12 protein-coding genes are annotated in these 14680 nt (G+C 71.0%); 7 read left to right on the top strand and 5 right to left on the bottom strand.

Annotation, left to right across the window (positions count from 1 at the left end; genetic code table 11):
- Positions 1-87: 87 nt before the first annotated feature.
- The 3 genes from ADL15_RS08395 (at position 88) to ADL15_RS08385 (ending at position 4599) form a co-directional block, all read left to right on the top strand.
- On the top strand, positions 88-288 hold the full coding sequence (locus ADL15_RS08395) for a hypothetical protein (protein WP_067686616.1): 201 nt from the start codon (positions 88-90) through the stop codon (positions 286-288).
- Positions 289-853: 565 nt separating this feature from the next.
- On the top strand, positions 854-1573 hold the full coding sequence (locus tag ADL15_RS08390; RefSeq protein WP_067686613.1) for an enoyl-CoA hydratase/isomerase family protein: 720 nt from the start codon (positions 854-856) through the stop codon (positions 1571-1573).
- A 122-nt stretch (positions 1574-1695) separates the two neighbouring features.
- On the top strand, positions 1696-4599 hold the full coding sequence (locus ADL15_RS08385; protein ID WP_067686610.1) for a glycosyl hydrolase: 2904 nt from the start codon (positions 1696-1698) through the stop codon (positions 4597-4599).
- Here ADL15_RS08385 and ADL15_RS08380 read toward each other — a convergent pair.
- Both ADL15_RS08380 and ADL15_RS56385 read right to left on the bottom strand, forming a co-directional pair.
- Entirely contained in the window at positions 4593-5186 is a 594-nt protein-coding gene (locus ADL15_RS08380; RefSeq protein ID WP_067686607.1) for a Uma2 family endonuclease, read from the bottom strand. The genes ADL15_RS08385 and ADL15_RS08380 overlap by 7 nt on opposite strands.
- Before the next feature lie 147 nt (positions 5187-5333).
- On the bottom strand, positions 5334-7571 hold the full coding sequence (locus tag ADL15_RS56385; RefSeq protein ID WP_067686604.1) for a LuxR C-terminal-related transcriptional regulator: 2238 nt from the start codon (positions 7569-7571) through the stop codon (positions 5334-5336).
- Between the two features lie 87 nt (positions 7572-7658).
- Here ADL15_RS56385 and ADL15_RS08370 point away from each other — a divergent pair, with 87 nt between their 5' ends.
- The gene (locus ADL15_RS08370) at positions 7659-8093 is read left to right on the top strand and encodes a hypothetical protein (RefSeq protein WP_067686762.1); all 435 of its coding nucleotides are present in this window, start codon (positions 7659-7661) and stop codon (positions 8091-8093) included.
- Here ADL15_RS08370 and ADL15_RS08365 read toward each other — a convergent pair whose 3' ends face one another.
- From ADL15_RS08365 to ADL15_RS08355, 3 genes are all read right to left on the bottom strand, one after another.
- Positions 8094-8969, bottom strand: a complete 876-nt coding sequence (locus ADL15_RS08365) for an intradiol ring-cleavage dioxygenase (protein ID WP_067686601.1) — start codon at positions 8967-8969, stop codon at positions 8094-8096.
- Complete coding sequence (locus ADL15_RS08360; protein WP_067686599.1) at positions 8966-9985, bottom strand: maleylacetate reductase; 1020 nt, start codon at positions 9983-9985, stop codon at positions 8966-8968. Before ADL15_RS08360 ends, ADL15_RS08365 begins: the two co-directional genes overlap by 4 nt.
- 102 nt (positions 9986-10087) lie before the next feature.
- Positions 10088-11308, bottom strand: coding sequence for an MFS transporter (locus tag ADL15_RS08355; RefSeq protein ID WP_067686597.1), 1221 nt, complete (start codon positions 11306-11308; stop codon positions 10088-10090).
- Between the two features lie 46 nt (positions 11309-11354).
- Between ADL15_RS08355 and ADL15_RS08350 the strand changes: the two genes are divergently transcribed.
- The 3 genes from ADL15_RS08350 to ADL15_RS08340 all read left to right on the top strand — a co-directional run bounded on the left by ADL15_RS08350 (position 11355) and on the right by ADL15_RS08340 (position 14615).
- Positions 11355-12413: an ROK family transcriptional regulator gene (locus ADL15_RS08350; RefSeq protein WP_067686592.1), complete on the top strand. Its 1059-nt coding sequence runs from the start codon at positions 11355-11357 to the stop codon at positions 12411-12413.
- A 14-nt stretch (positions 12414-12427) separates the two neighbouring features.
- The gene (locus ADL15_RS08345) at positions 12428-13171 is read left to right on the top strand and encodes a hypothetical protein (protein ID WP_067686585.1); all 744 of its coding nucleotides are present in this window, start codon (positions 12428-12430) and stop codon (positions 13169-13171) included.
- 70 nt (positions 13172-13241) lie between these two features.
- Positions 13242-14615 carry an FUSC family protein gene (locus ADL15_RS08340; protein ID WP_232343960.1) on the top strand — a complete coding sequence of 458 codons (1374 nt, stop codon included), beginning with the start codon at positions 13242-13244 and terminating at the stop codon, positions 14613-14615.
- The last annotated feature ends 65 nt before the right edge of the window (positions 14616-14680 follow it).

Below are 14680 nucleotides of genomic sequence, written 5' to 3'. Positions count from 1 at the left end.
TGATCGTCCCACCAGCGCCGATGGTTGACATGGAAGGGGTCGGGTATGTAGGTGACGCAACCCGCGCCGGACCAGAGGAGAACCCCCATGATCCCGAACCTGATCCGACGATTCGTCATCATGGCTGTCGCCGTGCCGCTGGCCGCGGCGGGCGCCCGCAAGCTCAGCGCCTCCATGGAGGCGCGGCGCGGCCCCAGCAAGGCCTCCGGCCTGCTCCGCAAGGGTGCGGACACTCTGCAGGGCTTCGGCAAGCCGAAGAAGAAGAGCCGCTTCGCTTTCGGCCGCTGACCCTCCCCTGACCCGACGGCACGCTCGCCGCCCAGAGCCGGCGCGCGTGCCGTCGTCATGTCCGGACCGCACCAGCGCCGAGCCGCCCGGGCCGGCCCCCGAGCCGCCCAACCCACGTTGATCGCGCTGGCGGCCCGCAACCCAGGGCGGCAGAAATCCGCGCTCGGCACCGACGGGGCGGCAGAAATCCGCGATCGGCAATGGCGGGGCGGCAGAAATCCGCGATCTACATCGAGGGGGCGGCGGAAGTCCGCGATCGGCAACGACAGGGCGGCGGGAGTCCGCGCTGGGTCGGGGTCGAGGGCGGTAGCGGCACGCGGTCGCGTTGTGCGTGCGTTCACCGCCCCGGGGCGGGCGGTTGACGCACGCAATCCGGCATCGCGGATTCTCACCGCCCACCCACGGGGCGGCACATGCGCCTGGTCGGCTCGACGGCCGGGGTGGTTGTCGCCGTGCCAGAAACGGCGACTGGTGGCGGAGAGTTCGACGAGGAACGATATGAGTGCGGGTTCATCGCCATTCCGCCCGGTCGCGGCGGACCGGCCGGACAAGCCAGGGGGCTCTCGTGATCGATGTCGAGGATCGGGACGGTGTCGCGGTCGTGCGGATGGCGTACGGGAAGGTCAATGCACTTGATCTTGATCTGTTGCGGGCGATCAGCGGGACCTTCGACGAGCTCGATCGCGGAGGTGTGCCGGCCGTCGTGCTGACCGGAAGTGAGCGGGCGTTCTCGGCCGGCGTGGACCTCTGGAAGATCCTCGACGGTGGCGCCGACTACGTCCGGCAGTTCCTGCCGGCGCTCGAGGCCGCGTTCGCCGCCGTCTTCGGCATCGGGAAGCCGACCGTCGCGGCGATCAACGGGCATGCCATCGCGGGTGGGGCGATCCTCGCGGCGGCCTGCGACGAGCGGGTGATGAGCGGCGGCACGCTCGGGGTGACCGAGGTGCTGGTCGGGGTGCCGTTCCCGCCCGTCGCGTTGAACATTCTCGGACACGCACTGGGCACGAAAGACGCGCGCCGGGCGGTGCTGACCGGCACGACACTCGCTCCGCAGGAGGCTCTCGAGGCCGGCCACGTCGATGAGATCGGGCCGTTGAAGGCCGCGGTCGCGCGGGCCCGGCGGCTGGCCGAGATCCCGCCGGACACGTTCCGGCTGACCAAGGCGCAGCTGCGTGCCGGGGTGGCCGACGCGCCGCCGGATCCGCGGGTGACCGAGCTCTGGATCAGGGCCGTGGAGGACGGGCGGATCGAGCGCTTCATGCAGCGGACCGTGCGAAAGCCCTGATCGCGGATAACCGCGTCAATAACTTGGAAACATTGACGACATCCACTGGCCACACTTACAGTCCCATGCACTAGAGAGCGCTCTCACAGGCGACTCCCCCTCTCGAATGCAGTGGAGGCGTGATGGGCCCTGTCGCCCGACGTACGAGAAGAGGCCCGGCCCTCGCACTGATGGTGGCCACCGCGGTCGTGGCCGGGCTGGGCGCGGTGGCGCTCAGCGGCACGGCGGACGCCGCAACGGTCGGTGCCGGCAGTTACGCCGAGACACTGCCGGCCGGAGCGGCCCTGCCGTCGGGCTGCGGCGACCTGTCCACGAATCCCCGGCAATTCATGACAGCGAATGCGCCCGCCGGGCCGGTGCCGACGAATGACTGGTGGTCGTCGCTGGTCTACAAGAAATTCGACTGCGCCTACAGCGAGAACCTGCACGCGCACCCGACGAGTTACGACACCACCGCGGGCGGGCTCGGTTTCTCCTACAACACCACGCCGCAGATCAGCGGCACGGCCACTGGCGTCGGTGAATACCACTACATCTACCAGGAGGATTTCACCGCCGGGGTGGCCGGGCTGAACGCGCCGCGGACCCTGGTGGACTCCTGGACCGACTGGACCGTCACGCCGTACTGGAGTGACGGCACGCGGACCATGAAGGCCACCATCGGGCACGGGCTGCCGTTCGCGTACTTCCAGGTCACCGGCGGGAACGCGCAGATCACCGCGAAGAGCACGCCGACGATCTGGTCGAACAGCGGGGCGCGGATCGGGTACTCGGTCGCCGGCAAGGACTACGTGGCGTACGCGCCGGCCGGGGCGAGCTGGACGGTCAGCGGCAACGTGATCACCTCGACGCTGGCGGGCAAGGGTTACTTCTCCATCGCCGTGCTGCCCACCACGCCGTCGACCAGCGTCGCGGACAAGACCGCGCTGGCCACGAGCTACGGGACGTACGCGCACAACCACGTGACCGGAACGCGCGTGTCGTACTCGTACGATCAGAACACCAGCAAGGTCGCGACCACCTATACCTATACGACGACCGCGAGGGAGGGGTCTGGCACCGGGACCGTCATCGGTCTGTACCCGCACCAGTGGCGGGCCTTGACCGGAGCGACCCCGATCGCGCAGACCTACGTGACCGCCCGCGGCACGATGAAGAACCTGGTCGGCGCGTCGTCGTTCACCACCTCGGCGGTCTACAACGGGGTGCTTCCCGAGGTGCCCGCGGTGGCCGACAGCAGCGGCGCCGACCTGGCCACCCTCAACGGGTACCTGGACCAGGTCAAGGACAACCCGGTGAACGTGCAGAACACCGACACGTACTGGACCGGCAAGGCGCTCGGCACCGGCGCGCGGATCGCCGAGATCGCCGACCAGCTCGGCCGGACCGACGTGCGGGACACCGCGCTGGCGGCGATCCGCACCCAGCTCACCGACTGGTTCACCGCCTCGGCGGGCAAGAGCCAGAAGCTGTTCTACTACGACAAGAACTGGGGCACGCTGATCGGCTACCCCGCGTCGTACGGTTCGGACGCCGAGCTCAACGACCACCACTTCCACTACGGCTACTACATCGCGGCCGCCGCCACGCTCGCCAAGTTCGACCCGTCCTGGGCGACCAACGCCCGCTACGGCGGCATGGTGGACCTGCTGATCCGGGACGCGAACAACTACGACCGGGCCGACAACCGGTTCCCGTACCTGCGGGACTTCGACATCTACGCCGGGCACGACTGGGCGGCCGGGCACGGCGCGTTCTTCGCCGGCAACAACCAGGAGTCCTCGTCGGAGGGGATGAACTTCGCCAACGGCCTGATCCAGTGGGGCCAGGCGACCGGCAACACCGCGATCCGCGACGCCGGCATCTTCATCTGGACCACCCAGTCGGCCGCGATCAACGAGTACTGGTTCGACACCCGCAACGAGAACTTCCCGGCCGCGTTCGGCCACGGCACGGTCGGCATGGTCTGGGGCGACGGCGGCGCGTACTCGACCTGGTTCGCGTCGGCGCCCGAGCAGATCCAGGGCATCAACATGCTGCCGATCACCGGCGGGCACTTCTATCTGGGCAACGATCCGGCGTACGTGAAGCGCAACTACGCCGAGATGGTCACGAACGCCGGGCACGAGCCGGCGATCTGGCAGGACATCGCGTGGCAGTACCTGGCGCTCGGTGACGGGGACGCGGCGCTGGCCAAGTTCCGGGCGAACAGCGGCTACACGCCCGAGGAGGGCGAGACGAAGGCGCACACGTTCCACTGGATCCGGAACAACGCCGCGCTCGGCACGAGCGATCTGACGGTCACCGCCAACCATCCGCTGGCCCGGGTGTTCACCAAGAACGGCGCCAAGACGTACGTGGCGGCGAACATCACCAACGCTGCTCTCACCGTGACGTTCTCGGACGGGAAGGTGCTGGCGCTGCCGGCCGGTAAGACGGTGGCCAGTGGGGCGGTGAACTGGACGGGCGGGAACGCTGTCGGGGGTGGGGTCAGCCCGTCCTCCCCCACGCCTTCACCTTCCACCAGTCCCACTACCTCCACCCCGCCTACCGGTGGTGGCGCGGTGCGGTACCTGCAGAGTGGTGGGGCGCTCGCCGGGGCGGCGGGCACGGCCGGGACCGCGACGGTGGTCAAGGCGTCCGGCAGCAACGACAACCAGCCGCACTCGCCGACGACGTTCACGGCGAGCGGGCTGACGTTGGCGTACCGGTCCGGCGCGGCGACGGCGTTCAGCCTGTCGGTGGACTCCGGGACGTCGGTGGGCAATGCCAGCCAGGTGCGGGTCTCCTACGACCTGACCGGGGACGGGAGTTTCGACCGGGTGGAGACGTTCCGGTATTTCGCCACCGACCCGGTGACCGGGTGGGAGAAGTACACCGACGCGGTCGGCCAGGTCACGACGACCGGGGCGTTCGGGAACCTGGCGAACGGGACGGTCAAGGTGGAGGTGTGGAGCGCTATCGGCTCGGGGGCGAGCACGGTGTCGCTGGGCGCACTGTCGACGGTGACCCTGCCGTATCAGTGAGCTGAGGTGTCGGGGGCGCCGCGTGGTTTTCGCCGCGCGGCGCTCAGCGCTGCCACGTCTATCTGGAACGGGAACGGCTCTTCCGCAGTGAGGATCTGGCCGGGAGTCGCGACGGCGAAGGGGACGTAGTGGTCGCCGGCCAGCTTCTGCAGGTGCAGTTCCAGCGAGCCCTCGGGCTGCTCCACGCGCAGGTACCAACCGATGCCGGCAGCGGCGTACAGCTGGGGTTTGAGCAGTCGATCCGTGCCGGCATTGCTCGGTGAGACCACCTCGATGACCAGCTTGGCCTCGCTGGCCTCGACCATCAGGTCGTCGTCATCGGTATCGGCAATAACAAGATCCGGTTCCAGGATGCGCCCACTGGCCAACCGAAGATTGGCATCTTGGACCAACACGAGCCCGGCGTTCTCGGCCAGGTCATCGAGCAATTTTATAAGCCGTTTCACGATGCGCTGATGACGCTTAGTCGGCGAGGGGCTCACCCAGAGGCTCCCGTCGACTAACTCGACCCGGCTCAGGGTCTCGCCCAACGCGAAGTACTCGCCCTCGGTCCACGGTTCTGGGTGGTCCAGCAGTTCCATGCCCATGGGTCGCCTCACCTCTCGGCTGCTCTCCCAAGCCTGCCATGCCAAGGCCTCGCTCACACCAACCACCGCCCCTTGACCCACTCGAACCGAGGCTAGTCATGAGGCATCTTTACATGGGACCAGGTGTCGGTCAATCCAACCGGCCGGTCAGTGGTCCTGGGTCGCCATCCAGCTGGCGACCTGGGTCCGGGTGGTGAAGCCGAGCTTGGTCAGGATGTTGCGGACGTGGCTCTCGACCGTGCGCTCCGAGATGAACAGCCGGGCGCCGATCTCCTTGTTGCTCAAACCCTCAGGCACGAGCCGCGCGACGTCGAGCTCACGCCGGCTGAGGACCCCCGGATCCGAGGCGACCACCGGCGCGGCCGTGGGCGTTCGCAGCGCCAGCCGCACCGCAGCCGCCCGGTCCAGGCGCCGGCCCGCCTCGCCGGCCGCCTCGAACGGCTCCGCACCGAGCGCCTCCCTGGCCGACCGGGTGGCCGAAGCCAGCGCCACTGCCATGCCCGGATGATCAGTCGCCCCGATCTCGTCACGCAGGGTCGCCATCGCGCCGAGCAGCTCCGCGGCCCGGCGTGGCTGCCCACCGGCCGCGGCGCAGCACCCGAGCGCCCCGACCAGATAACACTGCGCCACCCGGTCGTCGACCTGATCAGCGATCCGCAGACCCTCGGTGAGCAGCTCCTCGGCCTCCCGCGGTGCACCCGACCCGAGCGCGGCATACCCCTGGTTCATCAGCATCATCCCGAGGCTGTAGAGGTCACCCGCCTCCCGGCTGAGCCGCGCGCCCTCGGCAGCCGCCGCCGTGACCGCCGCGAGGTCCCCGACGACCAGGCCGTTTAGCGCCCGCGCCTGGTACGTCATGAGCGTCGCCCCCACGTCGTCCAGTGGACCGGCCACGGCCCGCGCCTCGTCGAGGAGACGGATCCCCGCAGCGGAGTCACCGCGCATGGTCGCCGCGATCGACGCCATGGCCAGGAGCTGCGCCAGCACGTCCGGCATCCCGGCCGCCCGAGCCACGGTCACCCCGCGATCGAGCGCACGGCTCGCCGCCTCCGGATCGTTCTGAACCACACCCAGGAAGCCGCGCGCGAAACACGTCCACGGATTACCGACCGGCCCGGCCAGCACCTCGTCGAGCCAGCGCGCGCCCTCGGTCGTCGCCCGGGTGATCCAGTACCAGACCAGCGACGTCGCCATCCCGGCCGCACGGGCGAAGTCCCCACGGTCGAGGCACCCCCGCAGCACCGCCCGGATGTTGTCGATCTCCAGGTCGAACCAGACCAGCGACGGGAGCAGGCGCGACCGGCCGGCCGCGGCGAACTGCTGGATCCGGGACAGGTAGTAGTCGGCGCAACGCAGCTCCATGCTGTCCGCGTCACCGGACTCCCGCAGCTTGCCCCAGGCGTACGCCCGCATGGTCTCGGGCAACCGGTAGCCCGCCTCGTCCCTGCCCAGCAGCGACTTGTCGAGCAGCGAGGAGAGCAGGTCCAGCGCCTCGGCCGAGCCGCCGACGGCTTCCAGGTCGTCGAGCGTGAACCGACCGGCGAACACGCCCAGCCGCATCAGCATCGTCTGCTCGGCCGGCGTCAGCAGCTGGTAGCTCCACTCGATCGCGGTGTGCAGCGTCTGGTGCCGGGGCAGCGCCGCCCGGCTGCCCCCGGTCAGCAGGTGGAACCGGTCGCTCAGCCGGTCCCGGATCTGCTCCGGGCTCAGGGTCCGGGTCCGCACCGCCGCCAGCTCGATGGCGAGCGGCAGCCCGTCCAGCCGCCGGCACACCTCCACCACCGCGGCCTGGTTCGACGCGGTCAGCGTGAACTGCCCGGCCGCCGCGGCGGCACGATCGACGAACAACCGGACCGCGTCGTTGGTTGCGGTCCGTTCAAGCAGGTCAGCGTACGACGGGGGAAGCTCCAACGGCGCCACCGGCAGCACATGCTCCCCCGCCACGGACAGCGGCTCCCGGCTGGTCGCGACCACACGTACCCCGGGTGCGGCCCGGAGCACGTCATCGACCAGCCGCGCCGCCGCGTCCAGCAGGTGCTCGCAGTTGTCCACCACGAGCAGCAGTTCCCGCTCCCGCAGGTACGACCGCAGCAGCGCCGCCGGATCAGCCGCGGTCTGGTCCCGCAGATCGAGGGCGGCCATCACCGCCGTGCCGACCAGTGCCGGGTCGCGTACGTTGGCCAGCTCCACCAGCCAGGCGCCCCCGCGGAACCCGGCACCGAGGTCGGTGGCGATCCGGACCGCGAGCCGGGTCTTGCCCACCCCACCCGGCCCGACCAGGCTGACCAGACGAGCGCCGGTCAGCTTGCGCCGGGCCTCCGCCAGCTCGGCGCCCCGGCCGACGAAACTCGACACCTCAGCAGGCAGGTTGCCGGGCTTGGTCATGATCCGAAGGTACCCGGGGCCGGTTTCCGTACCGACTCAGTACCAGCACTGATGCCCACGCCCCGCGTCCTGCCTAGCGTGGTGGACATGACAACCGCAACGCCGATCAGCTCTCCCCCGCGTGCCGAACTGCCGCTGTGGCGGCTCTACCTGCTGCGGCTCGGGTACCTGATCGTCGGCGGCGGCCTGGTCGCCTTCAAGTGGCCCGAGCTCCTCCACCACGAGACGCCGTGGCCGTTCATGACCAGCGTCGTCACCTGCATGCTGGTGGCGATGTCGGTCTTCGCCCTGCTCGGCCTGCGGTACCCGCTCCGGCTGCTGCCGATCCTGCTGTTCGAGGTGGCCTGGAAGCTGATCTGGCTCGGCACCGACGCGCTCCCGCTGTGGCTGGACCACAACCTGGACGCGGACACCTGGGCGTCCACCACCGAGATCCTCTGGGTCGTCATCCCGCTGGCCGTGATCCCCTGGGACCACGTCTTCCGGACCTACGTGACCGCCCCCGCCGAGCGCTGGCGCTGATCAGACCTCCGGGGCCAGCACGATGTCGAAGCGGACCCGGGTCCACCGATGATCGCCGAGGTCGCGGCCGTCCGGCGTGGGCGTGCCGGGCGGCTGCGCCTCGAAGTCCTTCACCAGGGAATCGCGCACGCCGAACACGCTGTCGCGGTCCAGCAGCTCGTCACCTCGTACAAAAATATGGGTGACGAGAGTGCGCGAACCGGCCGCCTCGACCAGGAAATGTAAATGGGACGCCCGCATGGGCGACCGGCCGGTCGCCGCGAGCAAACGGCCCACCGGGCCGTCGTGCGGGATCGGATACGGCGTCGGCACGATCGCCCAGAATCGGTACGCGCCCTCGGCATCGGTGAAGAAATGGCCTCGCGCCGCCACCCGATCGTCGCCGTACTGCACGTCGTAAAGGCCGTCGTCGTCGGCCTCCCACACCTCGATCCGGGCGTTCGGAATCGGCGCACCCCGCGTGTCGGTGACCGTGCCCTCCACCCAGCACGGCTCCCCCGGCGCCCCGCCGGAGATGTCGCCGCCCAATGGAATCAGCGGCGACCCTTCGACGAAGAACGGCCCGACAACGGTCGCCTCGGTGGCATTCTCGTACGCCTGGTTGTTCACCGTCACGGTCTGCATCGACGCGCCCAGCACGTCGGAGAGCAGGATGAACTCCTGCCGGCGCTCGTCGGTGATGTGCCCGGTCGCGGTCAGGAAGGCGATCGCCTGCTGCCATTCCGCCTCGGTCAGCCGGACCTCGCGGACGAACGCGTGCAGGTGCCGGGTGAGCGCGCCCATCACCTCTTTCAGGCGCGGATCCGCAGTGGCGTCGAACGATGCCACCACCCGGTCGGTCAACTGCTGTTCGCGGCCGGCCTGTTCCGAACTCATTTCGGCTCCTCCCCCGCCCACGCGCGGTGCAGCAGGTCAGTGAGAATCTCGGTGGTGACCGGGACCGGATTGCTCTCCGGCACGACCGCCAGAATCGCGGCGGCAGCGGCCGGGATGTCGGCCTCGCGCAGGCCGTAATCACGCAGGGCCCGTGGCGCGCCGACCCGTTCGCGCAGGCCGTGCAGGCCCTCCGGGCCGAAGGCGTCGTTCAGGCGACGTTCGCTTTCCGGCACCGCGGGACCATTCAACACCAGAACGTACGGCAGGACGACCGCGTGCGTCTGCGCGTGCGGCAGGTTGAACATCCCGCCGAGCACGTGGCAGATCTTGTGGTGCAGTCCCGAGCCGGCCGAGGCGAACGCGACAGCGGCCAGGTACGCCCCGTACAAAGTCTGTTCTCGCCCCTCGATGCCCTCCGGAGCCGCGACGACCTGCGGAAGCCCGGCGGACAGTGCGCGGACGCCCTCGAGGGCGAGCGCCTGGTTGATCGGGTCGGTGCGGGGCGCCCACATCGAGTCGACGCAGTGGGCGAGGGCGTTGAGGCCGGACGCGACGCTCAGGTCCACCGGCAGCGACAGGGTGCGGTTCGCGTCGTAGACGACCGTGCGGGGCAGCACCCGCTCGTCGACGCCGGTGGTCTTGCGACCGTTCTTGGTCAGGCCCCACACGTTCGTGGCCTCGGAGCCGGCATAGGTGGTCGGCACCGCGACGATCGGCAGCCCGGTGGTCAGCGCGACCGCCTTGGCCAGCCCGGTCGCCGACCCGCCCCCGACGCTGACCAGCACGTCGGCGTCGTTCTCGACGGCGAACCCGCGGGCCCGTTCGGCGACCTCGACCGGCACGTGCATGACGACGTCGCGGTAGTGCGGGGCGTCCGGCAGCACCGCGTCGGCCTTGGTGCCGATCACCATTGGACGCGCGCCGAGCCGCGCCACCTCTTCGGCGACGCGCTGGTTCGCGTCCGGGAGGAAGACCACGCGCTGCGGCAGCGTCTCGTGTGTGAAGCTGAGGCTCATACGAAGCCATTCTGGCCGAGGATCGCCGCCGGAGCCGCACGCAGCGCCCGGCACGGCCCGGTGGCACCCCTCCGGGGTGGAGCGGTCACCGGGCGAACGCGGTCACCGGGCCGGCGCCGGCACCGCCTCCGGTGCCGATCGGCGGTCCAGGGCGAAACTCGTCGCCGCCAGCGCCAACCCGATCACGCCCAGACCCACCCCAGCCCAGGCCGGCGCCCGATAACCGAGCCCCGCGGCGATCACCACGCTGCCCAGGGCCGCGCCCAGGCTGTTGGCCAGGTTCATCGCGGACTGGTTGACCGCCGCGCCCATCAGCTGCGCGCCCGGAGCGACCGCGATCAGCCGGGACTGCAGGGCCGGGCCGAGCGACAGGCTCGTCGCGCCGATCAGGAACGCGCCGAGGAACAGGCCGACCGCGGTGCCCGACGCGAGGGCGAAGAAGACCAGGCCGACGATCATCGCGGCGAAGCCGGAGAGGGTGGCGCCGCGCAGGTTGCGGTCGGCGTACCAGCCGCCCCAGGCGTTGCCGACGGTCATGCCGAGACCGACCGCGACCAGCACCCAGGAGACCGCGCCGGTGGACAGGCCGGCCACCTCGGTGGTGACCGGGGCGATGTAGCTGTTGGCGGCGAAGAACCCGGCGAAACCGACCGCGGCGGTCACCGCGACCAGCCACACCTGCGGCTGGCGCAGGGCGCGCAGCTCGTCGGCGGGTGAGCCGCCGGCGGCGGGCGCGTCCGGCACCACGAGCGCCACGGCGAGCAGCGCGAGCAGGAAGACCCCGGCGATCACCAGGTAGGCGATCCGCCAGCTGGTCTGCTGTCCGAGGACGGTGATCAGGGGTACGCCGACGACGTTGGACGCGGTCAGCCCGCTGAGCACGACCGCGAACCCGCGCCCCTCGCTGCCCGGCCCCATCAGCTTGGCGGCGAGCAGCCCGGCGGCGCCGAAATACGCGCCGTGCGGCAGCCCGGCCACGAACCGCGCGGCCATCACGGTGCCGAACGTCGGTGCGATCGCCGACGCGACGGTGCCGATCACGAACAGCACCAGGAGCCCGAGGACCAGGCGTTTGCGGGGCAGGCGGGCGGTCAGCGCGGCGATCGTGGGTGCGCCGACGACCACACCCAACGCGTACGCGGTGATCATCCAGCCGGCGTGGGCCAGCGCGTCGGACTGGGAACGGGCATAGTCGTCGCCGAGCAGCCCCTGGGCGATCTGCGGGAGCAGCCCGGCGGGTACGAACTCGGTCAGGCCGATCGCGACCGCGCCGAAGGCCAGCGCCAGCAGTGCCGGCCACCGCCCTGTCTTGTCGGAACTCATGCCGCGGACTTTAGCAACGCTGTTGCGTTAGTAGTAGTGTGAGCCTGTGCACCTGGCTTACCTGCGGGACTACCACGAGGCGCTGGTGATCGCCCTGGCCCGGGCTCAGCCGACGATCGAGCGCGGCACGGTCGCCGAGGTGACCGGGCTGACCCCGCAAGCGGTGTCCAAGGTCCTCACGCGACTGGTCGAGGGCGGGCTGATCGCCCCGGCCGGGGTGCGCCGGGGTGCGCTCGGCAAGCCCGCGGCGGTGTACCGGCTCGTACCGGAAAGTCGTTGGGCGATCGGTGCGCATGTCAGCCGCAAGGCGCTGCGCCTGGTGCTGACCGACCTGGCGGGTGCCGTGCGCGCCTCGGCGACCACCCCGCTGCCCGCCGACTTCACTCCGGACGAGCTGCTGGCCGGGCTCGGCGCCGGGGTGACCGCGCTGGCACAGGGCCGTGAGCTGACCGGGGTCGGCATCGGCATGATCGGTCCGCTCGACCAGGCCACCGGTACGGTCCGGGGCGCGCACCGGCTGCGGCACTGGCACGACGTACCCCTGGCCGACCTCGCCGGGAAGCGGCTCGGACTGCCGGTCCTGGTCGACAAGGACGTGACCGCCGCGGTGACCGCCGAGGCGTGGCGGCGCGGCGCCGGGTTCCGCGACGCCGCCCTCATCATGGTCGAATCCGGTCTGGGCGCCGGGCTGTGGCTCGGCGGCGCGGTGCACCGCGGCACGCACACCAACGCCGGTGAGTTCGGGCACACCGTGGTCCAGCTCGACGGTCCACTGTGCGTCTGCGGCCGGCGCGGCTGTCTGGAAGCGGTGCACGACCGGGCCGCCGACCCGGCCGCGGCGGCCGCCGTGCTCGGCACCGGCGTGGTCAACCTGCTGCAGACCCTCGACCTCGGACACATCGTGCTGGCCGGTGCGGACCTGCTGCGGCACGGCGAGATCTACCGCTCGGCGGTCGAGCGGGCGGTGCGCACCGAGGTCCCGCGGGCCGACTGGCTCACCGTCGAGGTCGCGCTGACCGGCCTGGGCACCGACGCGATCGCCGCCGGCGCCGCGATGCAGGTGCTGAACGCCCGCTACGGCCTGCCCGATCCGACCGGCGCCTGACGTAGCGTTCCGGCATGGGTCTTGACGCATGGGTGCACTGCCGCTGCTGGCAGGACGGCCTCGTGGTGCCACCGGCCGGGCCGGTCGTCCTCGACGGCGGGGTCCTCGTGCTGCAGCTGCCCTATTCCGGGAACGCGGCCGCGCACCACGCGTTCAGCGGCTGGAAGACCGACGCCTGCCCGCACCCCGGCATGAACCTCGCCGACGAGCGGGTGTCCAACTGGTCCGGGCTGCGGCTGTTCCAGCAGGCCCTCGGGGGGAACTTTCCCACCTTGCGCGCCGAGCTGCCGGACGCCAACGGCGGCGGCGACACCTCCCCCGAGCGAGCCGCGCCGATCCTGGCCGAGCTCGACCGCTTCGAGCGGACCGCCGGCGCGACGGACGAGACCGTGCTCGTCGACGAGGCGACCGGGCGGGTGGTGATGAAATACGTCGCCGCCTACCACGGCGTGTTCATGCTGGACCCGGACCACCGGGCCGGTGTCGACCCGGACGGCTTCTTCGTCGTCGATCCGCCACGCACCCTGTTCCGGGCGACCCGCTTCACCCAGCGGGTGCTGACCGGTGGGGATGTCGAACTCACCGCGGGCGAGCAGCGGGCGGTCATCGCGATGACGCCGCTCGGATCACCTCCCGCCGAGCACCTCGCCGTCGCAAGCCGCCCTCGCTCCGCGACCGATTTCGCCCACCTGATCGGAGCGCTGCGCCGGCTCTGCGCCGCGTCGATCGAGACCGGCAACGCGATCACCTGGGCGTGACCTCGTCCGGGCGCGACGCCCGTCACAATCCCGGCAAATGCCCGATATGCCGATGGCGCGGCGATAGTTTTTGAAGCGAAAACCGCCCGCGACACCGAAGGCCGCCGCTTTGCTCTCCTCGTTCCACCCGCACCTGAACCCGATCACCGTCGTCGCCGCGAGCCTGCTCTTCTGCGCGCTCACGGCGACACTGCTGCGCCGCAAGGTCCGCCCGGCCGTGGCCGCTGCCTCGCTTGCGGTCCGCGCCCGGTTGCGACCGCATCTTCCCGCTTGGGTACGACAATGCGCCCGCCTCTGCGGCAGCCGCCTCGACCCGGCGGTCGCCAGGTCGGCGCTGGTGACCGCGGTCGCCGCCGGAATCGCCTGGTCCGCGGCCGGGACGCTGCAGCTGGCCGGACCGGTGACAGCGGCCGTCTCGGCGACCCTGTCGGTGCAGATGAGCTCGCACGCCTCGGTCCGCGAGGGCGCGAAACGCCTGGTCGGCACGCTTGCGGGGATCGCCATCACGGTCGCCGTGTGGGGCACGTTCGGCCTCACCCCGTGGACGATCGCGGTGATCACCGGGTGTGGGCTGGCCGCCGGCCGGCTGCTGCGCCTGGGTGACAGCTCGGTGACCGTGCCGCTGACCTCGCTGGGCATCCTGGTCGCCGGCAGCGCCGTCACCGAGACGTTCGTGTGGGAGCGGATCGCGGCGACCGCCCTCGGCATCGTCGTCGGCGTGATCCTGTCCCCGCTGGTCGGTGGCATGACCCCGCTGGAACGGGCCCGCTGGCAGCTCGCGCAGCTCTCCACCGGGATCGCCGGCCTGCTCGGCCACCTCGGCGCCGGCGCCCGCGACGGCTACGCCCAGGAACAGTCCGCGCAGTGGCTGGCCCGCTCCCGCGACCTCGGCGACGACCTGGACGAGGCGGTCACCGCCGTCGACGACCTGCTCCGGCAGGCCCGCTGGTCGCTGACCACCCCGGTGACCCGGGTGACGCCGCTGCAGCAGACCGTCCGCGCGCTCGAACACGGCGTGCACCAGGTCAACTCGGTGGCCCGGTCGATGTTCGACGCGTCCGCGACCCCGCACGCGCCCGGCGTACCGGAGCAGATCGGCCAGGTCCTGACCGCCGCGTCGGACGCGTTCGCCGCACACGCCGCGCTGGTCGCCGACCCGCGGGACGACGCCACCCGCGACGCCGGGAACCTGCACGACCGCCTGGAGACCCTGCGCGACTCGCGGCAGCGCACCCTGCGCAAGGTCCGCACCGAGATCGACGACACCGGCGTGCTGGTGCTCACCGGCTCGATCATCACCGACATCGACCGGATGGCCGGCTCCCTCGAACGTTCCGCGCCCGCCCTCACCGTCGGCGTCCGCGAACCAGGCCCCGGCATCCCCGCCGTCTCGGAGGTCCTCCCCGCCGTCCGCCTGATCTGGCAAAAACACTCCACCCGCTGACCCCGAAGCGTGGCGACTTTCGGTCCACTCCGCACCAAAAGTCCCCACCCAACACGCAAACCACC

Source organism: Actinoplanes awajinensis subsp. mycoplanecinus (assembly GCF_001509495.1).
Classification (GTDB): domain Bacteria; phylum Actinomycetota; class Actinomycetes; order Mycobacteriales; family Micromonosporaceae; genus Actinoplanes; species Actinoplanes palleronii.
This window is presented reverse-complemented; position numbering and strand designations above follow the sequence as displayed.